Source organism: Brevundimonas sp., assembly GCF_044336875.1.
Taxonomy (GTDB): domain Bacteria; phylum Pseudomonadota; class Alphaproteobacteria; order Caulobacterales; family Caulobacteraceae; genus Brevundimonas.
This window is the reverse complement of sequence record NZ_JBIIOP010000005.1, coordinates 96,510-119,657: the sequence shown is the minus strand read 5'-3', so window position 1 is coordinate 119,657 and position 23,148 is coordinate 96,510. Positions and strand designations below refer to the sequence as shown.

Sequence of the window (23,148 nt, the reverse complement as noted above, 5' to 3'; positions counted from 1 at the left end):
TTAACCTTGTTCCTGCAACGCTGTCTCTCGGCCGCTCCCCCCGGCCGCTCCACCGGACGAGACGATGAAGATCAGCGCCCTTTCCCTTTCGGCCAAAACGGCCCTCATGGTCATTGCCGCGCTCGGCGCCCTGACCATAACCCTGATGGCGGTCGCCGCCGTTCTGTTGACCCGCGACGCGGGCGCCCGCGCGGCGGAACGGCAGGAAACCAACATGCGCGTCGCCTGGGACGTCCTGGCCGATTACGGCGACGGCTTCTCGGCGCGGGACGGCAAACTCTATGTCGGGTCGACGCCGATGAACGACTTCGTCGAGCCGGTGGACCGGGTGAAGACCCTGGTCGGCGGCATGGCCACCGTCTTCATGGGCGACATGCGGGTCACGACCAATGTGGTCAAGGACGACGGTTCGCGCGCGGTCGGCACCAAGCTGAAGCCCGGCCCCGTCTATGACGCCGTGCTGAAGTCCGGCAAACCCTATCGCGGCCAGACCGAGATCCTGAACAAGCCCTATTTCGTCGCCTATGATCCCATCAAGAACGCCGCCGGCGAGACGATCGGCGTGCTGTTCGTCGGTATCCCCAAGGCTGACTTCATGGCCTCGGTGAACCAGGTGATGATCGCCCTGTTCGCCTGCGGCCTGGTCGTGGCCCTGCTGGTCGTCGGCGCCTGTCTGGTGCTGTCGCGCCGCATGTTCTCGCCGCTGAAGGCCCTGTGCGACCGGATGGAAGCCCTGCGCCAGGGCCGCACCGACTTCGACGCTCCCTGGGTCTCGCGCGGCGACGACATCGGTCAGATCGCCCGCGCCGTCATCGCCTTCCGCGACGCTGCTCTGCGTCAGAAGGAGACCGAGGCCGAGGCCGACACCATGCGCGAGACGGCCCGCGCCACCCAGATGGCCAGCGCCGCCGAACGCGAACGCCTGGCGGAAGAGGACGCCGTGGTGGTCGAGGCTCTGGGCGACGGCCTGGCGGCCCTGGCCCGCGGCGACCTGAGCTATCGCATCACCACCAGCTTCGCCGAACGCAGCCGCAAGCTGAAGGAAGACTACAACGCCGCCGCCGAAACCCTGTCGGCGACCATGGGCGACATCATCGAACTGGTCGGCGCCATGCGCGCCGGCACCGCCGAGGTCACCACCGCGACCAACGACCTGTCGCGCCGGACGGAGCAGCAGGCCGCCGCCCTGGAAGAGACCGCCGCCGCCCTAGATGAGATCACCGTCACCGTGCGCAAGACCGCCGACGGCGCCCAATCCGCCGCCGGCATCACCGCCCAGGCCCGCAGCGGCGCCGAAGAGCGCGAGCGGATCATCGCCGACACCACCGCCGCCATGGGCGACATCGAGACCTCTTCGGGCCGGATCGGCGAGATCATCGGCGTGATCGACGAGATCGCCTTCCAAACCAATCTTCTGGCCCTGAACGCCGGGGTCGAGGCCGCCCGCGCGGGCGAGGCCGGCCGCGGCTTCGCGGTCGTGGCTTCGGAAGTTCGGGCCCTGGCCCAGCGTTCGGCCGAGGCCGCGAAAGAAATCAAGGGCCTGATCTCGGCCTCCAGCGCCAGCGTCGGCGAAGGCGCCCGCCTGGTGTCGCAGACGGGCGGCGCCCTGACCGCCCTGATCAGCCAGGTGGCTGATATCAACCTGCTGGCCGCCGAGATCGCCGCCTCGGCCAAGGAGCAGGCCGTCGGCCTGGCCGAGGTCAATACCGCCGTCAACCAGATGGACCAGACGACCCAGCAGAACGCCGCCATGGTCGAACAGACCACCGCCGCCAACCAGGCCCTGAGCCACGAGGCGGAGAAGCTGGCCGAACTGGTGTCGCGCTTCCGTCTGGATGCCGCGCGTCAGACCCAGGACGAGCGGGCGGCCTGGGCCGCCTGATCGCCCGAGGTCATCGCTGAACAGCAGAAGGCCCGGCCGACGAATGTCGACCGGGCCTTTTCTCTGTCCTGAAGGACCGTCCCCTGCGGGACGGATCCGGATCAGGCCTGCATCATCCAGCCTTCGACATCCATGGCCGCCTGGCGGACGGCTTCCGAACGGGTCGGGTGGGCGTGGCAGGTGCGGGCGATGTCTTCCGAGGCGCCGCCGAAGCTCATGGTGATGGCGGCTTCGTGGATCATCTCGCCGGCTTGCGGGCCCATGATGTGGACGCCCAGCACCTTGTCGGTGGCGGCGTCGGCCAGAACCTTCACGAAACCGTCGGTCTCATGGTTGATCTTGGCGCGGCTGTTGGCGGTGAAGGGGAATTTGCCCTTCTTGTAGGCGACGCCGGCCGCCTTCAGCTGGTCTTCGGTCTGACCGACCCAGGACACTTCCGGGTAGGTGTAGACGACGCTGGGGACCAGGGCGTAGTCGACGTGGCCGTATTTGCCGGCGATGGTGTCGATCACGGCGACGGCGTCTTCTTCCGCCTTGTGCGCCAGCATCGGACCGTGGGTCACGTCGCCGATCACCCAGACGCCGTCGGCGACCTTGAAGTGATCATGGTCGATGAAGCCGCGCTTGTCGGGGGTGACGCCCACCGTCTCCAGGCCCAGGCCGTCCGTATAGGGGCGGCGGCCGATGGCGACCAGGACGACGTCGCCCTTCAGGGTTTCCGCCGCGCCGCCGGCCGAAGGCTCGACCGTCAGCTCCACGCCGTCCTTGCCCGACTTGGCGGCCGTGACCTTGGCGCCCAGTTTGAAGATCATCCCCTGTTTGGTCAGGGTGCGCTGGAAGGCCGTGGCGACCTCGGTGTCCATGCCCGGGGTGATGCGATCCAGGAATTCGACCACGGTCACCTCGGCGCCCAGGCGGCGCCAGACCGAACCCAGTTCCAGGCCGATGATGCCGGCGCCGACCACGATCAGCTTCTTCGGCACGGCCGGCAGCGACAGGGCGCCGGTGGAATCGATCACCTTGCCGTCTTCGAAGGCGACGCCGGGCAGCGGGGTCGGCTCGGAGCCGGTGGCGATGACGATGTTCTTGGCGTCCAGAGTCTGGACCGACCCGTCGGCGGCGGTGACTTCCACCTTACCCTTGCCGACGATCTTGCCCTTGCCCTTGATCCACTCCGCCTTGTTCTTCTTGAACAGGAATTCGATGCCCTTGGTCAGGGCCGTGACGCTCTCGTCCTTGGCCTTGTGCATCTGGCCCAGGTTCAGCTTGGGCGAGACCTCGATGCCGATCTTGGCGAACTCGCCGTTGGCGGCGTTCCACATTTCCGAGGCGTGCAGCAGGGCCTTGGACGGCATGCAGCCGACGTTCAGGCAGGTGCCCCCCAGGGTGGCGCGCATCTCGACACAGGCGACCTTCAGGCCCAGCTGGCCGGCGCGGATCGCGGCGTTATAGCCGCCGGGCCCTCCGCCGATGATGACGACGTCGTAGGGAGCGGAAGCTTCGGCCATGATATCCTCTGGTCTTCTGGCGCGCGGGGGAAGGCGCGCGGACACTAGCGCCGACCCCGCACGGGTCAACCGCCGGGCGTCATATGGGGGCCGGAATCGACCATTGCAGGGGGGCTGCGGCCTTCAGGTCTCGGTTTCGACGGCTGTTTCGTCCGCATCGTCCGCATTCTCGGCCGCGGTGTCGGTCGCGTGCGGCAGGGTGATCGAGACCTCCGCGCCCTCGCCCGGCGCGCTGTCCAGCGTCAGGACGCCCGACGACTGACGGGCGAAGGCCAGGGCCTGCGACAGGCCCAGGCCCGCCGCGTCCGCGCGGGTGGTGAAGAAAGGCTCCGGCGCGCGGCGCAGCGTGTCGGCGTCCATGCCCGGCCCGGAATCGCGCACGCTGAGGCGAAGGGTGTCGTCCGGCAGGATCGCCAGTCGCACCGCGACCGATCCGGCCCTGTCCGACGCCTCGACGGCATTGCGGGTCAGGGCCGTGACCGCCGCCTCGAAAGCCGTAGGATCGATCCGGGCCAGGGCGGGTTCGGCGGGGGTCTCGATCATCAGGTCGACGACCGGGGGGACAAAATGCCGCAGTCGGCCCTCCAGTCCGGCCAACAGCACGCCGACGTCCAGAAGCTGCAGATTGGTGCGGTCCTCGTCCTGGGAGAAGGCGCTGAGACGGCGGGTCATTCGCTCGCCTCGCTGACCGGCCGTCAGGGCCGCCTGGCCGAGGCGACGCACCCGGTCCGGCTCGTCCGCCTGGCGCAGGATCATGTCCAGCGCGGAGGTCATCACCCCCAGCAGGGCGGCGAAGTCGTGGGTCACCCCGCCGGCCAGACGGCCGACATTGCCCATGCGTCGCTCGGCTTCCAGTTCGGCGCGGACGATTTCGGCGGCGCTGGCGGCGTCGGCCAGGGCGCGCTCATGGGCGGCCTGGACCTCTGTCTCGCGACGGGCGAACTCGGCCTGGGCCGCCAGCAGGGCTTCTGCGACGGGGTCAGGGGCCTCGTCCTCGGCCGTGAGTCGGGCGTCCTCGTCGAGCCCCGTGTCCGGGATGAGTTCGGCTTCCGCATCACCGGCGTCATGGCTGTCGGCGTCAACGGGCGCCGCCCCGGCCGACAGGTCCTCGGCCGGCGTGCCGGTCAACAGAACCGCATCCGGTCGGTCCGCCTCGTCGGTCAGCGGCGACAGGGTCCAGCAGATCGCGACGCCGTCGACGTCCGTGGTCTCGATCGGCTCCGCCTCCTTCTGCGACGCGGACAGGGCGGCGTGCAGGGCCTGGCGCCCCTCGATCCGACGGTCGTCCGGCAGAAACAGGTCGGCGAAATCGGCCCCGGTCACCCCGTCGACGCGCCCCAGCATGACCAGGGCGGTGCGATTGGCCCGAAGGATGCGGCCCTCGGCGTCGACCAGGACCAGGGCGCTGGAGGCCGCGTCGAACACCCGGTCGGACAGGGACGGGCCTGTCGGGACGGGCGGCGGCGGCGGCGCGGCGGGCTCGATGGCGGGGGTCGTCAGGACATCGGTCTGGACCACGGCGGCGATAGAGCCGGTGACCTGGCCCGAAGCGTTCTGGATGGGCATGGCGGTGACCGAGACCAGCATCTTCTCGCGGGTCGTGGCGTTGATCATCAGGTGCTGGAAGCCGCGCACCGTCTGGCCGCGCAAAGCGCGAGCGCTCGGCAGCAGGTCGGCCGGGATCATCTTGCCGTCGGGATAGGTGATGCCCCAGGTGGCTGAATGGAACCGCAGACCCAGCAACTCGGCGTCGCGGCGTCCCAGCAGCTGGTGGGCGGCGCGGTTGGCGAAGATGAACTTCCCCGTCCGGTCCGTCTCGACCATGGCTACGGGAATGGCGTGCAGGGTCTCGAACAGCCTCCTGTCCGAGGTCTCCGCCACCTTCTGGACAATGTCGAGTTGGTCAGTCGCACTGACGTGCCGTACGCGATTGGCCACGGCGAACCAGATGGCGATCAGAGCGATGACATGACCGGCGACGGCCATGACGCCGAACACCAGCGTCCAGTTGACCTCGCCTTCGAGGAACATCGATCGATCCGTTTCAATCTGGGGCGTCCGTCGCCCTTTCGCGCCCACACGTTGCAAACAGCGCACCAGCGGACCGGCGAAAAGGTTAACGCGATCAGCCAAACCCCATCGGCGCGGTCGCCGTCAAGCGGCGCCGCGATGTCAGACCTCCCGGCCACGAAAAAGGGCCGGGCGTCGCCGCCCGGCCCTTTCAGTTTCTGGTCTCGGATCGCGGGTTAGAAGGCCATCCGCGCGACGATCTGGAACCACGGACCGGCGGTTTCGGTCTCCAGTTCGTACTCGTCATAGCTGCGGTCGATCTGGTCTTCGAGGGTGTTGAACTTGTCGAACACCTCGTCCTTGGACGAGTCCAGCAGGTTCGAACCGGTCAGGCGGACCACGACATTCGAGGCGACCTGCTTCTCGATGAAGATTTCCAGATCGCCGCCGTAGGAGGTGACGACTTCCTCGCCGACGATGCGGCTCGCGGCGTCGCCCTGTTTGCGATAGGTGGCGCCGAAGGCGGCGCCCCAGGTCGGAATGTCCTGGGTGAAGCCGATGTTGAAGACATAGTCGGACTGGGAGTTGAAGCGGCGGTCGCCCATGAAGTCTTCCACCGAGCTGTCCAGCCAGGAATAGTTCAGGAAGACGCCCGTGTGCTCCATGCCGATGAAGTCCAGCGGGGTCGACATGTCGAACTCGACGCCCCAGACCTGACCATCGCCGACGTTCTCGGCCGTCAGGACGTAGGAGACCAGTTCCTCGGCCGCTTCCTCCGGCGTGGCGCCGTCGGCGATGGCGTCGTCATAATCATCCTGGGCCTGTTCGGAATAGGCGCCGGTGTTGGTGATCTCGATCAGGTCGGTGATGTCGCGATAGAAGGCGTTGACGCCGATCACGCCGCGACGGCCCAGACGACGTTCGAAGCCGAGGTCCACGCCCCAAGAGGTTTCCGGCTCCAAATTCGGATTGCCGATGAAGTCGTTGTCGCCGTACTCGCCTTCCAGCGTGGCGGGCGAGATAAAGTCGAAGTTCGGACGGCGCACGGTGCGGGCCACCGACGCTGTGATCCGGTCGGAGTCCGACAGCTTCCAGCGGATGCTCGCCGACGGCAGCAGGATGCCGTAATCCTGGTCGCTGACGCGATCGGCGGCGTCGGCGGTTTCGTCGGTGATGGTGGTCTCGGTCGTCTCGTAGCGCAGGCCCGCTTCCCACTTGGCCGGGCCGTTCTCGCCCGACAGCATGACGTAGGGATCGATCCGGGTTTCCTCGATGGTGTTGACGCCGCCGACAACCGCTTCAAAATCGCCGTACTCGCTGTCCAGCAGGCTGCGGAAGGCGGTTTCGCCTTCGGCTTCGGCACCGGCCGAGAAGATCGCGGTTTCGCGGTTCTTGTCCGAATACTGGACGCCGAACTCCAGCTCCAGGCCGCCGTTCAGCTTGACCTTGTGCTCGATCGCGGCCTGGATTTCCTCGTCGGTCAGGTCCGTGTCGGTGCGCTCGCCCTCGATGATCTCGTCGCCGATGTCGAGCTCTTCTTCCTGCTCGAACTGGCTGTCCTCGATCGTGGCGTAGCCCAGTTTGAAAGTGGTTTCGCCGCCGAACATCTCGCGCTCGTAACGGCTGTTGATCGACCAGTTGTCGGTCAGGATATCCAGCGGATTGGCGTTGATCTTGGCCGGGTCGTTGACGTCGCCGCCGTCGTACTCGACCGAATTCTCGTCCTGGACGCGGTCGGTGCGCACGAACATGCCGCTCAGCTGCAGATCGCCGCCGGCGACCGGCACTTCATAGGACAGGTTGGCCGAATAGTCGGTGCCGTCGCGCGTGTCGGACTGGACCTCGGTGTCGTTCAGATCCTCGCCCGGCGCGTCGAAGCGTTGCGAGAATTTTTGCTTGGGATTGCGGCGGTCCTGGATGTTGCCGCCGACCAGCAGACGGCCGGGCCCGACCTGGCCGCCCCAGACGGCGCCATAGGTGCCGCCCCACTGACCGTACTCGCTGTCTTCCCAGTGCAGGGCGCCGAGACGGATGTAGCCGCCGTCCAGCGACAGGGCGTCACGCAGCACGATGTTGATCGCGCCGGCGACCGCGTCGCCCGAACGGTTGGCCGAGGACGACCGGACGACCTCGACGCGTTCGATCAGTTCGGCCGGAATGCGGTCGACGAAGAAGGAGCGATCCAGGTTGGCGCCCGGAACGCGCTCGCCGTTGATCAGGATTTGCGTATAGGCCGAGTCCAGACCGCGAATGCGGACGCCGTCCGACTCCAGCACGTCCGACAGGAAGGTCACCGAGGGCACGCGCTTCAGGGCGTCGCCGGCGGTCAGCGGCTCGAACCGCTGGAAATAGTCCAGATCGTAGGACAGGGTCGGCACGACGTCGTCGGTGCGGTTGCGCATCGCCGGTTCGCCGGTGACGATGATCTCTTCCAGAGCGGTCACCGGCGTCTGGGTCGACTGCGGCGCAGGCGCATCGGCGGCGAAGGCCGGAGCGGCGAAGGCGAGCGGCGCCACGGCGGCGCCCATGAGCAGATTGAACTTCATTCTCGATGATCCCCATCGGGCCTGCGACATTTCGCCAGACCGGTGCGGCGCCGCTTAATGAGGTACGGCGACGTAAGAGCGACGATTCCGCGACGTGGATTTCTCGAAATTCGTACAGGTCCGAGACGATTGAGGTTGGTTCGGAAGATCTGTCACCAAATCGCATCTAAAGCGTCGCGCGAACGCCGTTGACCTAAAGGCGCCCCCGCTTGATCTGGGCGCCGATATTTCTACGACAGCCGGGGAACACTGATGATCACGACACGCAAACGCGCCGCCAAGCTGGCCGCCTCCGCCTGCCTGATGGCGCTTCTAGCCGCCTGCGCCACCGGCGAGGTCGATTTCCAGGGCGAGGGCGAAGGCTTCGTCGGTCCCGGCGCGCCGGTCCAGGCGGTGCTGGAAACGCCTTCGGTCGGCACGGCCGGTCAGGACGCGGCCGACGACCCCGCCGTCTGGGCCTCGGCGGCGCCGGTGGCGGTCAACGGCAAGGCGACGCCCGGCTTCGTCGCCGGCACCGACAAGAAGTCGGGCCTCTACATCTATGGCTTCGACGGCCAGATCCTGCAGTTCCTGCCGGAAGGCCTGCTGAACAATGTCGACGCGGTCGAAGGGCTTTCTATCGGCGGGCGCCCCCAGGTGGTCCTGGGCGCCAGCGACCGCACGCCGGGCAAGACGGGTATTTCCCTCTATCGGTTCGATCCGGCCGGAACCGGCGACAACAAGGTCGTCTACTGGGGCGCGGTCGCGACGGATGTGGTCGAACCCTACGGCTTCTGCTTCGCCCGGCGCGGCGCCGAGGTTCATGCCGTCCTGGTCGGCCATGAAGGCGAACTGCGCCAGTTCGTGCTGAGCGTCGACGCCGCCGGCGCCCCGGTCGCACGCGAGGTCCGCCGCGCCGAGATCGGCACGATCTCGGAAGGCTGCGCCGCCGATGAGGCGACCGACGCCCTCTATATCAACGAGGAGAACGTCGGCCTGTGGCGCTATGGGCTGAACCCGGCTTCGGGCGCGGCGCGTAGCCTGGTCCAGCCGATCGCCAAGGACATACTGGTCGCCGACGCCGAAGGGCTGACGACGATCACCGACGCCACGGGCCGCTATCTGATCGGCTCCAGCCAGGGCGACTCGGCCTTCCCGGTCTGGCGGATCGACGGCGCCGCACCCGAGTACAAGGGCCGGTTCGTGGTGACGGACGGGACTGTGGACGGCATAACCGGCACCGACGGCCTGGCCGCCGCCAGCGGCGTCGTCGGCCCCTTCCCCGAGGGGTTGGTGGTGATCCAGGACGACGTCAACGACGTCGGCACGCAGAACTTCAAATACCTGGACTGGCGCGACATCCGTCGCGCTCTGGGCCTGTAAGGCCCGTCGCATCTCGCCCTCGGGTCAAGCCCGGGGGCGACGGTGCGGGCTACTGATCCTCGTCGAACTTGCGGGCGACCAGGTCCGACAGGGCCTCGATCGCCTCTTCGGCGTCTCCGCCCTCCGCCGCGACGTCAATGCTGCAGCCGATGCCGGCGCCCAGCATCAGCAGGCCCATGATCGAACGGGCGTCCACTGTCACCCCGTCGCGGGTGACGTGGATCTCGCTGTCGAAGCTGGAGGCCAGCTTGACGAATTTGGCGGACGCACGGGCGTGCAGCCCCCGGGTATTGCAGATGTTCAGGGTCGCCTTGACGGTCATTTCTCGCCCGCGAGCACCCAGGACGCCACCGAGATATATTTGCGCCCCGCGTCCTGAGCATGGGCGACACAGGATTCCAGGGTCTCGCGACCGCGTACGCTGGCCAGCTTGATCAGCATGGGCAGGTTCAGGCCGGCGATGACCTCGGCATGGGTCTGTTCCATCACGGAAATGGCCAGGTTGGACGGGGTGCCGCCGAACATGTCGGTCAGCAGGATCACACCGTCGCCGTCGTCCACGGCGGCGGCGGCGTCCACGATGTCGCGACGCCGGCGCTCCATGTCGTCTTCCGGTCCGATGCAGATGGCCGCGACGCCGCGCTGCGGCCCGACCACATGCTCCATCGCCGACAGAAACTCCGAGGCCAGTCCCCCGTGGGTGACGATCACCAGGCCAATCATGAGAACTTCACTCGCATCCCGCCCCGAACCATCCCCGGACTTCCCCGTGTCCGACAGGGAGGCCGGACGCGTCCGTTTGGGACCGCAAGGGGCGTGTCATAGACCCGTTATTCCCGGGTTCAAAGCGTCTGAAGTGCGACTGCGACCATCTCGACGGCCGAGGCGGGTCTAGGGTCCAGCGCCAGCAGGGGCAGATCGACGCCCGCGAAACGCCGAGTCTGCGGCTCGGGAAGCCGTTCAACCGCCTCGGGGACACAGGCTACGGCCAGAACGACTCGGGCGACCGGCCGTGTCCTGGACGACACGATTCCGACGCCGCGCGCCTCGATCCGGCCCGCTATGGCGGTCGGCGCCGTGGCGTGGAGGGTCTCGCCCGAGGGCCAGATCAGGGTGTAGTCGTCGCTGACCAGCCGCCAGCCGCGGCCGATCAGCCGCAGGGCCAGGTCGCTCTTGCCCGCGCCCGAGGGCCCCAGGAGCATGACGGCTTTCCACGCCCCGCGATCCCTTACGGCCACGGTGGTGGCGTGGATCGGCGGTTCGGTGTCCCTCACGGCCGCCGGCCTGTCGCGGCGGGCAGGGCGATCTCGAACCGGGCGCCGGCGACTGTTCCATCGGCGGTGGTCATGTTCTCGGCCTGGACGCGTCCGCCGTGCGCCTCGACGATCTGGCGTACGATGGACAGGCCGAGGCCGGAATTGGAGCCGAAGACCGCTCCCTTGGGGCGCGAGGTGTAGAAGCGTTCGAACACCGTCTCCAGGTTCTCGGGCGGGATGCCCGGCCCCTGGTCCTCGACCCTCACCCGGATGGGCAGGTCGCCCTCGGTCTCTTCCAGCATGACCCGCACCCGGCCGTCGGCCGGGCTGAAGGACCGGGCGTTGTCGATCAGGTTGCGGAACACCTGGCCCAGCGGCCCGTCGCGGCCCACCACCCGCAACGCCTGTGCGGGGGCCTCGAACAGGACGGGGACGTCGCCCGGCTTGGCCGTGGTCTCGTAGACGCCGACGATATCGATCAGCAGCCGGTTCAGCTCCACGGCGCGCGGGCGGTCGCGCGACAGTTCCGCGTCCAGGCGCGAGGCGTTGGAGATGTCGGTGATCAGCCGGTCCAGGCGACGCACGTCCTGCTGCAGCAGGCTGGTCAGTTTCTCGCGCTGGGCGTCCGTCTTCACCAGGGGCAGGGTCTCCAGGGCCGAACGGATCGAGGTCAGGGGGTTCTTGATCTCGTGCGAGACGTCGGCGGCGAACCGTTCGATGGCGTCCATGCGGGTGGACAGGGTGTCTGTCATCGATTCCAGCGAACGGGCCAGATCTCCGATCTCGTCCTTGCGCTCTTCCAGATCAGGCAGGGAGATGGCGCGCGCGCGCTGCAGCCGCACCTGGTCCGCTGCCGCCGACAGGCGCAGCACGGGACGGGCGACGAAGAGGTGCAGCACCAGGGACGCCAGCAGGTTCACGGCCAGGGCCACCAGGGCGAAAGGAATCAGGGCGCGGCGCTGGGCCCCCAGGATCTCGTCGACATTGCCGGCTTCCAGGGTCAGGACGCCCAGGACCTGGCGTACGTGGCGGATGGGGATGGAGACCGAGACCACGCGGTCCCCGGTCTCGTTGCGGCGCACCGTGGTCTGCGGATCGCCGGCCAGAGCGCGTTCCACCTCGGCGGTGACCTCGGCGTCGGCCACCTGCTTCTGCTGATCGCTGCGGGTGATCCGTTCTTCCAGATCGTCCGGCCCCGGCGTGCCCGCAGGGCGTGCGGGCGGCAGGGCCTGACCTGGAATGTTCTCGGTGACCTGATAGGAATCGATGACCTGCAGGCCGTTGATGTCGTACAGCCGCACCCGCTGACCAGCGGGCACGAAATTGTCGCGCAGCCATTTGGCGGCCTCGCCGACATCCAGTTCCGGGGTGGGTTCGCCTCGGGTGATGCTGAGCTGGCCCAGCACATTGCCCAGCAGTTCGGCCTGAACCTTCAGCGACTCCTGGCGCGCCTGGATCAGCCCCTGGCTCAACTCGTTCAGCAGCAGGGCGCCGCCGAACAGGATAAGGATGCTGAGCAGGTTGAGCGCCAGGATGAAGCCGCCCAGCCGCGAGCCGCCGAAGCGGAACCTCGGCTGGCGCATGGTCTCCTCCTCGGGCTCGCGCCCGACCGGGGGATCAGCTTTCGCGGTAGCGGTAGCCCACGCCATACAGGGTCTCGATCGCGTCGAACTCGTTGTCCACGGCGCGGAACTTCTTGCGCATCCGCTTCACGTGGCTGTCGATGGTGCGGTCGTCGACATAGACCTGATCGTCATAGGCGGCGTCCATCAGGTTGTCGCGGCTCTTCACGAAACCGGGACGCTGGGCCAGGGCCTGCAGCAGCAGGAATTCGGTGACGGTCAGCTTGACCGGTTTTCCGTCCCACATGGATTCGTGACGGGCCGGGTCCATGCTCAGCTTGCCGCGCTTGATCGCCTTGCCCGAAATTTCGGCCGAGGGTTCGGGCTCGACGCCGTCGGCGCCGGTGCGGCGCAGCAGGGCCTTCACCCGTTCGATCAGCAGGCGCTGACTGAACGGCTTGTGGATATAGTCGTCTGCGCCGAGGTTGAAGCCGAGTATCTCGTCGATCTCCTCGTCCTTGGACGTGAGCATGATGACCGGGATCTGCGAGGTCTGGCGCAGGCGGCGCAGCACCTCCATTCCGTCCATGCGCGGCATTTTCACGTCGAGGATGGCCAGGTCGGGCGGCGTGGCTTCCAGTGCCGCCAGGCCCGATGCGCCATCGTGATAGGCGGTGATCGTGTGGCCATGGCTTTCCAGCGCCAGTGAGACGGACGCCACGATGTTCTCGTCGTCGTCGACCAGGGTGATATTGGCCAAGGGTGTCTTCTCCTGAACTTCCCGTTCCCGCGTACGAGAACGCACGGCAAGCGTAACCGTTCGATCACGGTCACATTAGGGCCAAGGCAGATGGGCCGCCACCCCGCGTGTTTCAACGATAACGGGCTTCTATTCCGTCGGCTCGCGGAAAATTCATCGCGAAAACCCCGCCTTAAAGGCTTGGCCCTAGGGTCTGCGGATGGCCGGTCCGATTCATTACGAAGTCTATGTGCGCAAGACCGCTCCTGCGGCCTGGAGCCTGCTGATCGCCACCGAAGACCGCAAACACGCCATGGAGACGGCTGAGGATCAACTGTCGAACCGTCTGGCCGCCGCCGCCCGCGTCACCAAGGAGACGCTGGATCCGGACACCATGGAATTCAACAGTCTCACCATCCTGACGCTGGGCGCGCCGGAAGAAAAGAAGAAGAAGAAGGTCGAGGCCGCCCCGCGCCCTGCCTGCAGCGCCCCGGCCGAACTCTACACCCCCCACGCCCGCGGCCTGATCGGGCGGGTCTTGGAGGAATGGCTGAAGCGGCAGGGCGTCACGGCCTTCGAACTCCTGCACAGGCCGGACCTGGCGGAGCGTCTGGAAGCCTCGGGCGTCGAACTGCAGCATGCGGTCCAGAAGGTCGCCGTGCCGGAAAGCCAGGCCAGCGGCCAGGACCTGCACGCCATGGTCCGTCACTATCAGCGCCTGTCGGAAGCGGCGGTGGCGCGCCTGCTCAAGGCCGGTCGTTCGGGCCAGTTTCCGTCCCTGAAAAACCAGTCTGTCGCCGACCTGGCGCATCGGCTGAGCGGTTCCGCAGACCGGGCCTTCATCATGGGCGGCGTCGTTTGCCAGGCGATTGCCGGACGCCAGGGCGCCCGCGAACGGCTGGATGCGCTGATGGACCTGATCGAGGCCGCCCCGCCCGAGGGGCCGCCTCGCGCCCTGGTGGTGGTGCCCGTCGAGCAGATCGCGGCGGAAATGCTGGCGGTGCGCTCCAACCTGGCGGAAATCCTGGGGCCGTCGCTGGATCACGGGGCCAGTCTGGCCGCCGTGGTGCGAATGGTGGCGCCGCGGGAGGTCGAGAAGCTGATCGCCATGGACCCGCGCATGGCCCTGATGACCCCGCCGGTCGAGGGCGCCGCCGCCCGTTTGGGGCAGCATCTGTCGGCCGGCGAGTTTCCGCTGCTGTCGGCCGCCCTGGCGCGGATGGTGACGCGCGAACTGGCCAGCCCGCGCCGGTTGCGACCGAATGATCCGGTCGGCGAGATCGACATACTGCGGACCCTGGCCATGGCGCTGACGGCCGCGGCCGGACGTCTGCTGACGCTGGAGGAGGTGCAGAACGCCTTCGTCGACCGGTCCAAGAGTCTGGTCACCCCGGATTTCGTCGCCGCCTATGTCCAGCACTGTTCGACGGTTCTGGCCGAGGCCGAGCACCTGACCCGGCTGTGCGAGAACGTCACCGGCGGCGCCAACAAGCGGGCGGCGGCGCGTTGGCTCAGCGCCTGCATCACCTCTTTGCGGCTTGAAAGTGAAATGCGTCAGTCGGCGCCGGGCGCGCCTGGGATTTCGCACAAGCTGCTCGTCCTGGCGCGCCTGCAGCGATCGGTTCGGGCCGTGCAGCTGGGCGAACTGGACGAGAAACAGATCTCCACGGCCATCGGGGCCCTCGGAGGCACGCTGGAGGCAGACGCCGGACTCATGGCCCAGATTGCTCGGGCCCAGGCCACGCCGGTGCAGAAACTCGGCGCCCTGCTGAAGATGGCCAGCGGCGACGCCGCGCCCCTGGGTCCGGCGGCCGACCGGGCGCGCAGCGAGGCGGTCCGGATGCTGCGCCTGCCCGAGGTTCGCGACGCCGTGAACGCCGATCCGGAGACCAGCGCGGCGCTTCAGGGGCAGATGCGGGCGGCCGGGCTGAAGCTCTAGGCCTCAGTCGAAGATGTCGAAGATGCTGTCGCGCTTCTTCTTCTTGTAGCGATAGTCGTCGTCGCGATGGCGATCGTCGCGGTATTTGTCGCTCTTGTAGCCCCGGTCGTCGCGATAGGGCTGTTGTCCGCCCCAAGGCTGACTTTGGGGTTGGGCATAGGGCTGGGGCGGCGGAACATAGGCCTGGGGCGCGGGTTGCGCCGCGGGGGCGGGCGCCGAGGCGCGGCCCTCCTCGACGGCTGACGCCATCAGTTTTTCCAGCTCGCCGCGATCCAGCCAGACGCCCCTGCAGGTGGGGCACATGTCGAATTGGACGCCGTTGCGATCCAGCGTCTGCATGGCGGCATTGTCGTTGGGGCACATCAGAAGGGGCATGCGGGCTCCATGTCGGTCCGGGGGAACGGGGGCCGACGCGACGGGTCCGAGGAGGATCGGGACGGCGTCGCATCGGCTTGCCCGTGCGGTCCGACATCGCGTCGTACGGCCTGGCGAACAGAGGGGGACACGCCAGATCGCAACGACGCCAGAGGGGCCCGTCCCGCATCCCGAAACTAGGCGCCGTGATCCCTCGCCGCCATGCGTCCCGCGGACGCAGGACGTTTCGTCGCTGTCGAGGCGGTCTCTAGCAGACCTGGCCGGCCGCCCAGCCCGATGACCAGGCCCACTGGAAATTATAGCCCCCCAACCAGCCGGTGACATCGACCGCCTCGCCGACGAAGAACAGGCCGGGCAGGGCCTTGGCCTGCATCGTCTGTTGGTCCAGGACGGCGGTGTCCACGCCGCCCAAGGTCACCTCGGCGGTGCGATAGCCTTCGGATCCGACCGGCTTGACGCTCCAGGCGTTGACGGCCTGATCCAGCCGCCGCAGCGTCTTGTCCGACAGATCGGCCAGATTGCCCGCCGCCCCCTCGCGTGCGCACAGGCTCTCGGCCAGGCGACGCGGCACGATATGGCCGAGGGCCGTGTGCACGGCCTGGCGTCCGTTCGCCGCCTTCGCGGCCTTCAACTCCTCGAATACATCTCGCCCCGGCGCCATCGACGCGACGATGGCCTCGCCTTCGCGCCAGTAGGAGCTGATCTGCAGAATGGCCGGTCCGCTGAGCCCGCGGTGCGTGAACAGCATGGCTTCGGTGAAACGGACTTTGCGCGCCTTGGCGTCTGGCTTGGTTTCCGGCGCCGGGGCGACGACGGCGTCCACCGCCACCCCCGCCAGCGGCGTCAGGGTCTCCAGCAGGCCGGCCTCGAAGGTCAGCGGGACCAGGGCGGGGCGGGTCTCGGTGACGCGGATGTCGAACTGACGTGCGATTTCATAGGCCCAGCCGGTCGCGCCCATCTTGGGGATCGACTTGCCGCCGGTCGCCACGACCAGGGACGCCGCCGCGACCTGTGTCCCGTCCGACAGGGCGACGGACCAGCCGTCGTCGGCGCGGGCGATCCGGCCCACGCCGGTCTTCATCCGCAGCTCGACCCCGGCCTCGGCCATTTGGTCGGTCAGCAGCCGCACGATCTGTTTGGCGCTGTCGTCGCAGAACAGCTGACCCAGGGTCTTCTCGTGCCAGGCGATGCCGGCGCGGTCGATCCGCTTGACGAAGTCGTGCTGGGTGAAACGCTTCAGGGCGGAGGTGGCGAACCGGGGGTTCTCGCCCAGGAAGTTCGCCGGCCCGCAGCCCAGATTGGTGAAATTGCAGCGGCCGCCGCCGGAAATGCGGATCTTCTCGCCGGGCCGGTCGGCGTGGTCGACCACCAGAACCCGACGGCCGCGCCGTCCGGCCTCGATGGCCGTCATCATGCCGGCCGCGCCGGCGCCGACGACGAGGACATCGACAGACGTCCTCGTCATTTCGGGTCTCTCAGGCGTGAGAGGGTCTTAGTAACGGTAGTGGTCCGCCTTGAACGGGCCTTCGACCGGCACGTTGATATAGTCGGCCTGCTCCTTGGACAGGACGGTCAGCTTGGCGCCCAGCTTGGCCAGGTGGAGGAAGGCGACCTTCTCGTCCAAGTGCTTAGGCAGGGTGTAGACCTTGTTCTCGTAGGCCTTGATGTTGGTCCAGAGTTCGATCTGGGCCAGGGTCTGGTTGGTGAAGGACGCCGACATCACGAAGGAGGGGTGACCCGTGGCGTTGCCCAGGTTCACCAGACGGCCTTCCGACAGCAGGATGATCTTCTTGCCGTCCGGGAATTCGACGTGGTGGACCTGCGGCTTGATCTCGTCCCACTTGAAGTTCTTCAGGCCGGCCACCTGAATCTCCGAGTCGAAGTGGCCGATGTTGCAGACGATGGCGTTGTTCTTCATCCGGCGCATGTGTTCGACCGTGATGACGTCCTTGTTGCCGGTCGTCGTCACATAGATGTCGGCGCGCTCGGCGGCGTCGTCCAGGGTCTGGACCTCGTAGCCTTCCATCGCCGCCTGCAGGGCGCAGATCGGGTCGATCTCGGTCACGATCACGCGGGCGCCGCCCTGGCGCAGCGAGGCGGCCGAGCCCTTGCCCACGTCGCCGTAGCCGCAGACCACGGCGACCTTGCCCGACAGCATGACGTCGGTGCCGCGACGGATGGCGTCGACCAGGGATTCACGGCAGCCGTACAGGTTGTCGAACTTCGACTTGGTGACGCTGTCGTTGACGTTGATGGCGGGGAAGGGCAGGTCGCCCTTTTCGGCCATCTGGTACAGGCGGTGCACGCCCGTGGTCGTCTCTTCCGACACGCCGCCGATGGCGTCGCGGATGGCCGAATAGAAGCCGGGCTTCTCGGCGATATAGCGTTTCATCACCTTGAAGAGGGCTTCTTCCTCTTCGTTCTGCGGGTTGGACAGCAGCGAGATGTCCTTCTCGGCCTTCGGGCCGAGCACGCACAGCAGGGTGGCGTCGCCACCGTCATCCAGGATCAGGTTCGGATAGCCGCCGTCGGCCCATTCGAAGATCTTGTGGGCGTAGTCCCAGTATTCTTCCAGGGTCTCGCCCTTGGTGGCGAAGACCGGGGTGCCGGCCGCGGCGATGGCGGCGGCGGCGTGGTCCTGGGTCGAGAAGATGTTGCACGAGGCCCAGCGCACTTCGGCGCCCAGGGCTTCCAGGGTCTGGATCAGGACCGCCGTCTGGATGGTCATGTGCAGGCTGCCGGCGATACGGGCGCCCTTCAGCGGCTGATCCTTGCCGAACTCGTCGCGCAGCGCCATCAGGCCCGGCATCTCGGTCTCGGCGATCGCGATTTCCTTCTTGCCCCAGTCGGCCAGGGTGATGTCGCGGATGATGTAGTCGGTCATGGCAGGGGCTCCTGGCCGCAAGAGGTTTCGGGCCTCATAGCCCGGCAGACGTGAAGGAGCAATAAACATATAAGGATGTCCTTATATGCGTGGCTCAGCCTTTTCTTAAGCGATCGCCGTTAGGACGGGCGCATGGAACGCCGCGCCCTTCTCGGTCTCGCCGTCGTCGCGACAGCCGCCGCCTCGACCCCTGTCTCCGCCTCGTCGAGCGAGAGTGGCGGGGGCGCGTCGGCCGAGACCTACTTCCGCCTGCCGGTGGTGACCGCCTCGATCATCCATGCGGACGGTCGTCGCGGGGTCCTGTCGATCGAGACCGGGGTGGACGTGCCCGACGCGGCCCTGCGCACCCGCGCCCAGCAGTCAGCCCCGCGCCTGCGCGCCGCCTACAACACCGCCGCCCAGAGGTTCGCCAGCGGCCTGCGTCCCGGCGCGGTGCCCAACATCGACCAACTGGCCGGCGCCCTGCAGGCGGCGACCAACGCCACCCTGGGCCGGGCCGGCGCCCGCCTGCTGCTCGGCACGGTGATGGCGGTCTGAGCCGTCAGAGGAAGGAATAGGGATCCACGTCCACCGTCAGGCGGACCGACCCCGGCAGCTTCACCCGCGCCAGCCAGGCCCGCAGGAAGGCCTGGATATTCACGTCCCGATCGGCCCGCACCAGCAGCCGCTTGCGGCGTCGCCCGCGCACCAGGGCCAGAGGGGCGTCGGCTGGTCCATAGACCTCGAGTCGTTCGGCGTTGGGAATGGCCTGGGCCAGGTCGGCGGCGACTTTCTCTACCGCCGCCGCGTTCTCGCTGGACAGGATGATCGCCGCCAACCGGCCGTAGGGCGGCAGGGAGGCCGCCTCGCGCTCGGCCATCTCCGCCTCGATGAAGGCGTCGCGGTCGCCGGCCGACAGGGCCTGAAGGACCGGATGTTCGGGGGTCCAGGTCTGCAGCAGGGCGCGTCCCGGCCGGTCGGCCCGCCCTGCGCGTCCCGTGGCCTGGGCCAGCAGCTGATAGGTCCGTTCCGCCGCACGCAGGTCGCCGCCGCGCAGGCCCAGGTCCGCGTCCACCACCCCCACCAGGGTCAGGCGCGGGAAGTTGTGGCCCTTGGCGGCCGCCTGGGTGGCCACCAGGATGTCGATCTCGCCGTCCGTCATCCGCTGGATCAACGCGCGCGCCGACCTGGCGTCCGGCACGGTGTCTGAGCTGAACACGGCCGTCCGCGCCTCGGGAAACAGCTGGCGCACCTCCTCCTCGACCCGTTCGACGCCGGGACCGACCGAGACCAGGGAATCCTCGGCCCCGCACGACGGGCACAGTTTCGGTCGCGGCATGGAGAAGCCGGTCAGGTGGCAGACCAGCCGGCCGGTGTAGCGATGCTCCACCAGCCAGGAATCCGTGTCCGGCGCCGTCAACCGATGGCCGCAGACGCGGCACAGGACCACGGGCGCATAACCGCGCCGGTTCAGGAACAGCAAGGTCTGTTCGCTGCGCGCCAGAGTCTCGCCGATCGCCTCGCGCAGGGTCTGGGACAGCCAGGTCTGGGGATCGGGCGGAGCCTGGCGCAGGTCCACCAGATCGATGTCGGGCAGAACCGCCGTCCCGTGGCGTGCGCCCAGCTTCAGCCACTCGTAACGACCGCTCTGGGCGTTCCACAAGGTTTCCAGCGACGGGGTCGCCGAGGCCAGGACCACGGCCGCCTGTTCGATCCGCGCCCGGGCCACGGCGAGGTCGCGGCCGTGATAGACCAGCCCCTCCTCCTGTTTGAACGAGCCGTCGTGTTCCTCGTCGACGATGATCAGTCGCAGATTGACGAAGGGCAGGAACAGGGCCGAGCGGGCGCCGACCACGATATTGCAGCGGCCGGCGACCACAGCCTCCCACACCTGGCGACGGCGCGGCGGGGCGACGCCGGAATGCCATTCGGCCGGTGCGGCGCCGAACCGGGCGGTGATCCGCTCGATCAGGGCCTGGGTCAGGGCGATCTCGGGCAGGAGGATCAGGATCTGGGCCGCCGGGTCGGCGCGCAGCACCCGCGCCACCGCCTCCAGATAGGCCTCGGTCTTGCCCGAGCCGGTGACCCCGTCCAGCAGGAAGGGGCGGAATCCGCCACGGGCCCCCCCCTCGGACAGGGCCGCGGCCGCCGCCGCCTGGTCGCTGTTCAAGGCCGCCGGGGCATGGTCAGGTTCGGGAAGATCGAAAGCCGCCTCGGCGGCGATCTCGATGATCTCCAGAACGCCTTCGTCGACCAGTCCCCTGACCACGCCGGACGAGACCCCGGCTGCGCGGGCGAGGTCGCCGGCGGGCATGGCGCGGTCGCCCAGGGCCTCCAGAACTCCGGTCCGGGCCGGAGTGGCGCGGACGGGCAGACGGTCGCTGATCCGACGCACTCGACGCTCGGGCCGAGGACGCGGCGCGCGCAGCCCCTTCAGAGCCGTCGCCGCCATCTCGCCGGGCGCCGACAGGGTCCAGCGCGCCGCCCATTCGACGAAATCGACCACGCGGGGCGGAAGGGCCGGATCGTCCAGTCTCTGCTCGACCGCCTTCAGCCGGCGGTTGGAGCCGGTGGTCTCGAACACCTCTGACACGATACCGCGCATCAGCCGCGGCCCCAGGGGCACGGCCACCTGGTCGCCGCGCGCCAGCGTCAGCGCCTCCGGAACCTCGTAGTCGAAGGCTTCCGGCACCGGCAGGGGAATGAGGACCGAGGCGACTTTCACCAGACCGCGCCCTCGGCTATGAAGCCGCCCATGAAACTCTTTCTCGATACCGCCGACGTCGCCGTCATCAAGGACATGATCCCCACCGGCATGGTGGACGGAGTCACCACCAATCCGTCGCTGATCGCCAAGTCGGGTCGGAACATCGCCGAGGTCATCGCCGAAATCTGCGCCCTGGTCGAGGGGCCGATTTCCGCCGAGGCCGTCTCGCTCGATTTCGAGACCATGGTCAAGGAGGGTGACAAGCTGGCGGCCATCGCCCCCAACGTCGTCGTCAAACTGCCCCTGACCTGGGACGGTCTGCGCGCCTGCCGCGTCTTCACCGACAAGGGGATCAAGACCAATGTCACCCTGTGCTTCTCGGCCGCCCAGGCCCTGCTGGCCGCCAAGGCCGGCGCCACCTTCGTCTCGCCCTTCGTCGGCCGACTGGAAGACAATGGCGCCGACGGCATCGGCCTGCTGGAAGAGATCCGCGTCCTGTACGACGTCCACGGTTTCGAGACCCAGATCCTGGCCGCCAGCCTGCGTAACGTCGCCCATGTGGCCGCCGCCGCCGTCGCCGGTTCGGACGCCGCCACCTTCGGCGCCGACACATTCAAGGCCCTGGTGAACCACCCGTTAACCGACAAGGGGCTTGATGCCTTCGTGGCGGACTGGGCCAAGACCGGCCAGTCTATTCTGTAGCATCGTACTTCCCGGAGAGGTCTGTTGAGCGGCTCATTGGACCTGTTCGAAACGTCGGAATCGGACGTAACGCCGCATATCGGCGACGGCCTGCTTTGGCCCGACGTGCGCGGCTGGCTGCAGACCCATCCGCAGACCCTGCTCGACGACCGCTCCCTTCTGGAGGAGATCGGCCTGCGTCCGCATGGCCGCAACGTGGTCGAATTCGGCGCCGCCGCCCTGACGCGGCTCGAGGCCGTGGTCGAGCGCGAGACCGGCGCCCGGCGCGAGATCGAGCTGATCGCCCGCGCCAATTTCGCCGCCCAGACCCAGACCCATGTCGCGACCCTGGACCTGATGGAGGCGCGCAATCATTCGGACCTGGCGCGGCGGCTGGACGGCGCGGCCCAGGGCCGGTTCGGCCTCGCCGCCGCCGCCATCGCGCTGGAAAAGCCCGGGGGGGTGCCGTTTGGCTGGAAGGCGCTGGAGGCGGGGGCCGTCGACAATCTGCTGGGCGAGCACGGTCTGACCTGGCTGGGCCCGGCCTTCGACGGGCTGGACCTGTTCGGCGCCGCCGGGGATGAGGTCCGGTCGATCGCCCTGATCCGCATGGCTCCGCATCTGACGCCCGGCGAACCGCCGCGTCCCTGCATCTGCGCCTTCGGCTCACTCGAGGAAGAGGGCTTCACCCCGACCATGGGGTGCGAGTTGGCGGCCTTCATCGCCCGGGTGGTGGAGCGGATGGCCGAGCGATGGCCGGTTCTGAACTGACCCCCCAAACCCCGCACGAGGGGGGCGAATGACCGCCTCCGAGGCCTTGCGCGCCTGGCTCGACCACCTGGCGCACGAGCGGCGGCTGTCGCCCCGCACGCTGGAAGCCTATGGCCATGTGGGTCGGCTCTATCTCGCCTTCCTGGAACGTCATCGCGGCGAGACCCTGTCGCTGAAGGACATGGGAGCCGTCACCGCCGCCGAGGTCCGCGCCCACATGGCCGAGCGTCGATCCGGCGATCATCCTCTGGGCGCCCGGTCGCTGAGCCAGAGCCTGTCGGCCATTCGCGGCTTTCACGCCTTTCTCGACCGGCGGCTGGACACGCCGACGCCCCAGCTGGCCCTGGTGCGCGGCCCCCGGATCAAGCCCTCCCTGCCTCGGCCGGTGACCGAGGACCAGGCGCGCGGCCTGTTGGCCGAACCGGACGCCGATCCCGACGCTGAACCCTGGGAGGCGGCGCGCGACCGCGCCGTCCTGACCCTGCTCTACGGCTGCGGCCTGCGCATATCCGAGGCCATGGCCCTGACTCGCGCCGATGCGCCCCTGGGCGAGACCCTGCGTATTCTCGGCAAGGGCTCAAAGACCCGGATCGCGCCCATACTTCCCGCCGTGCGCCAGGCGGTGGACTCCTATCTGGCGCTGCAGCCCTTTCCGCTGCAGCCGGCCGACGCCCTGTTCCGCGCCCGGCGCGGCGGCCCGCTCAGTCCGCGCCATGTCCAGGCCTCGGTCCAGCGGCTGCGCGGCCGGCTGGGCCTGCCCGAGCGAACCACGCCCCACGCCCTGCGCCACAGTTTCGCGACCCATCTGCTGGGCGCCGGCGCCGACCTGCGTTCGATCCAGGAACTGCTGGGCCACGCCAGTCTGTCGACGACCCAGAAATACACCGGCGTCGACGCCGATAGACTTTTGAACGCCTATGCGGCGGCCCATCCCCGCGCCTAGAACG

The 23,148-nt window shown here is 68.2% G+C and carries 19 protein-coding genes; 7 read left to right on the top strand and 12 right to left on the bottom strand.

Annotated features, from left to right (window positions below; genetic code table 11):
- Positions 1-106: 106 nt before the first annotated feature.
- Positions 107-1,882: a methyl-accepting chemotaxis protein gene (locus tag ACIQ1T_RS08855; protein WP_395944171.1), complete on the top strand. Its 1,776-nt coding sequence runs from the start codon at positions 107-109 to the stop codon at positions 1,880-1,882.
- Positions 1,883-1,983: 101 nt separating this feature from the next.
- Here ACIQ1T_RS08855 and lpdA read toward each other — a convergent pair whose 3' ends face one another.
- The 3 genes from lpdA to ACIQ1T_RS08840 form a co-directional block, all read right to left on the bottom strand.
- Complete coding sequence (gene lpdA / locus ACIQ1T_RS08850) at positions 1,984-3,390, bottom strand: dihydrolipoyl dehydrogenase (protein WP_395944170.1); 1,407 nt, start codon at positions 3,388-3,390, stop codon at positions 1,984-1,986.
- A 123-nt stretch (positions 3,391-3,513) separates the two neighbouring features.
- The gene (locus tag ACIQ1T_RS08845) at positions 3,514-5,421 is read right to left on the bottom strand and encodes an ATP-binding protein (protein WP_395944169.1); all 1,908 of its coding nucleotides are present in this window, start codon (positions 5,419-5,421) and stop codon (positions 3,514-3,516) included.
- Between the two features lie 215 nt (positions 5,422-5,636).
- Complete coding sequence (locus ACIQ1T_RS08840; protein ID WP_395944168.1) at positions 5,637-7,946, bottom strand: TonB-dependent receptor plug domain-containing protein; 2,310 nt, start codon at positions 7,944-7,946, stop codon at positions 5,637-5,639.
- A 252-nt stretch (positions 7,947-8,198) separates the two neighbouring features.
- Here ACIQ1T_RS08840 and ACIQ1T_RS08835 point away from each other — a divergent pair, with 252 nt between their 5' ends.
- Entirely contained in the window at positions 8,199-9,308 is a 1,110-nt protein-coding gene (locus tag ACIQ1T_RS08835; RefSeq protein ID WP_395944167.1) for a phytase, read from the top strand.
- A 49-nt stretch (positions 9,309-9,357) separates the two neighbouring features.
- Here ACIQ1T_RS08835 and ACIQ1T_RS08830 read toward each other — a convergent pair whose 3' ends face one another.
- The 5 genes from ACIQ1T_RS08830 to ACIQ1T_RS08810 all read right to left on the bottom strand — a co-directional run bounded on the left by ACIQ1T_RS08830 (position 9,358) and on the right by ACIQ1T_RS08810 (position 12,886).
- Positions 9,358-9,630, bottom strand: a complete 273-nt coding sequence (locus ACIQ1T_RS08830; RefSeq protein ID WP_395944166.1) for an HPr family phosphocarrier protein — start codon at positions 9,628-9,630, stop codon at positions 9,358-9,360.
- A complete protein-coding gene (locus ACIQ1T_RS08825; protein ID WP_135193946.1) occupies positions 9,627-10,031 on the bottom strand; it encodes a PTS sugar transporter subunit IIA in 405 nt (134 codons plus the stop codon). Before ACIQ1T_RS08825 ends, ACIQ1T_RS08830 begins: the two co-directional genes overlap by 4 nt.
- 119 nt (positions 10,032-10,150) lie before the next feature.
- On the bottom strand, positions 10,151-10,582 hold the full coding sequence (locus tag ACIQ1T_RS08820) for an HPr kinase/phosphorylase (RefSeq protein WP_395944165.1): 432 nt from the start codon (positions 10,580-10,582) through the stop codon (positions 10,151-10,153).
- Positions 10,579-12,213: a stimulus-sensing domain-containing protein gene (locus tag ACIQ1T_RS08815; protein WP_395944164.1), complete on the bottom strand. Its 1,635-nt coding sequence runs from the start codon at positions 12,211-12,213 to the stop codon at positions 10,579-10,581. Before ACIQ1T_RS08815 ends, ACIQ1T_RS08820 begins: the two co-directional genes overlap by 4 nt.
- Positions 12,182-12,886: a response regulator transcription factor gene (locus tag ACIQ1T_RS08810; RefSeq protein ID WP_395944163.1), complete on the bottom strand. Its 705-nt coding sequence runs from the start codon at positions 12,884-12,886 to the stop codon at positions 12,182-12,184. Before ACIQ1T_RS08810 ends, ACIQ1T_RS08815 begins: the two co-directional genes overlap by 32 nt.
- Before the next feature lie 199 nt (positions 12,887-13,085).
- Between ACIQ1T_RS08810 and ACIQ1T_RS08805 the strand changes: the two genes are divergently transcribed.
- On the top strand, positions 13,086-14,804 hold the full coding sequence (locus ACIQ1T_RS08805; RefSeq protein ID WP_395944162.1) for a hypothetical protein: 1,719 nt from the start codon (positions 13,086-13,088) through the stop codon (positions 14,802-14,804).
- Positions 14,805-14,807: 3 nt separating this feature from the next.
- Here the strand turns inward: ACIQ1T_RS08805 and ACIQ1T_RS08800 are convergent, their stop codons facing one another.
- The 3 genes from ACIQ1T_RS08800 to ahcY all read right to left on the bottom strand — a co-directional run bounded on the left by ACIQ1T_RS08800 (position 14,808) and on the right by ahcY (position 18,063).
- Positions 14,808-15,179 carry a zf-TFIIB domain-containing protein gene (locus ACIQ1T_RS08800; protein ID WP_395944161.1) on the bottom strand — a complete coding sequence of 124 codons (372 nt, stop codon included), beginning with the start codon at positions 15,177-15,179 and terminating at the stop codon, positions 14,808-14,810.
- Between the two features lie 247 nt (positions 15,180-15,426).
- Positions 15,427-16,644 carry an NAD(P)/FAD-dependent oxidoreductase gene (locus tag ACIQ1T_RS08795; protein WP_395944160.1) on the bottom strand — a complete coding sequence of 406 codons (1,218 nt, stop codon included), beginning with the start codon at positions 16,642-16,644 and terminating at the stop codon, positions 15,427-15,429.
- 27 nt (positions 16,645-16,671) lie between these two features.
- The gene (gene ahcY / locus ACIQ1T_RS08790; protein ID WP_395944159.1) at positions 16,672-18,063 is read right to left on the bottom strand and encodes an adenosylhomocysteinase; all 1,392 of its coding nucleotides are present in this window, start codon (positions 18,061-18,063) and stop codon (positions 16,672-16,674) included.
- A gap of 132 nt (positions 18,064-18,195) precedes the next feature.
- Here ahcY and ACIQ1T_RS08785 point away from each other — a divergent pair, with 132 nt between their 5' ends.
- A complete protein-coding gene (locus tag ACIQ1T_RS08785; RefSeq protein WP_395944158.1) occupies positions 18,196-18,600 on the top strand; it encodes a Tat pathway signal protein in 405 nt (134 codons plus the stop codon).
- 4 nt (positions 18,601-18,604) lie between these two features.
- Here the strand turns inward: ACIQ1T_RS08785 and ACIQ1T_RS08780 are convergent, their stop codons facing one another.
- Complete coding sequence (locus ACIQ1T_RS08780; protein WP_395944157.1) at positions 18,605-20,767, bottom strand: primosomal protein N'; 2,163 nt, start codon at positions 20,765-20,767, stop codon at positions 18,605-18,607.
- 30 nt (positions 20,768-20,797) lie between these two features.
- Between ACIQ1T_RS08780 and fsa the strand changes: the two genes are divergently transcribed.
- The 3 genes from fsa to ACIQ1T_RS08765 are packed head-to-tail and all read left to right on the top strand — an operon-like array spanning position 20,798 to position 23,144.
- Positions 20,798-21,451, top strand: coding sequence for a fructose-6-phosphate aldolase (gene fsa / locus ACIQ1T_RS08775; RefSeq protein WP_395944156.1), 654 nt, complete (start codon positions 20,798-20,800; stop codon positions 21,449-21,451).
- Between the two features lie 36 nt (positions 21,452-21,487).
- A complete protein-coding gene (locus ACIQ1T_RS08770) occupies positions 21,488-22,201 on the top strand; it encodes a DUF484 family protein (RefSeq protein ID WP_395944266.1) in 714 nt (237 codons plus the stop codon).
- Positions 22,202-22,229: 28 nt separating this feature from the next.
- The gene (locus ACIQ1T_RS08765) at positions 22,230-23,144 is read left to right on the top strand and encodes a tyrosine recombinase XerC (RefSeq protein ID WP_395944155.1); all 915 of its coding nucleotides are present in this window, start codon (positions 22,230-22,232) and stop codon (positions 23,142-23,144) included.
- Positions 23,145-23,148 lie beyond the last annotated feature (4 nt).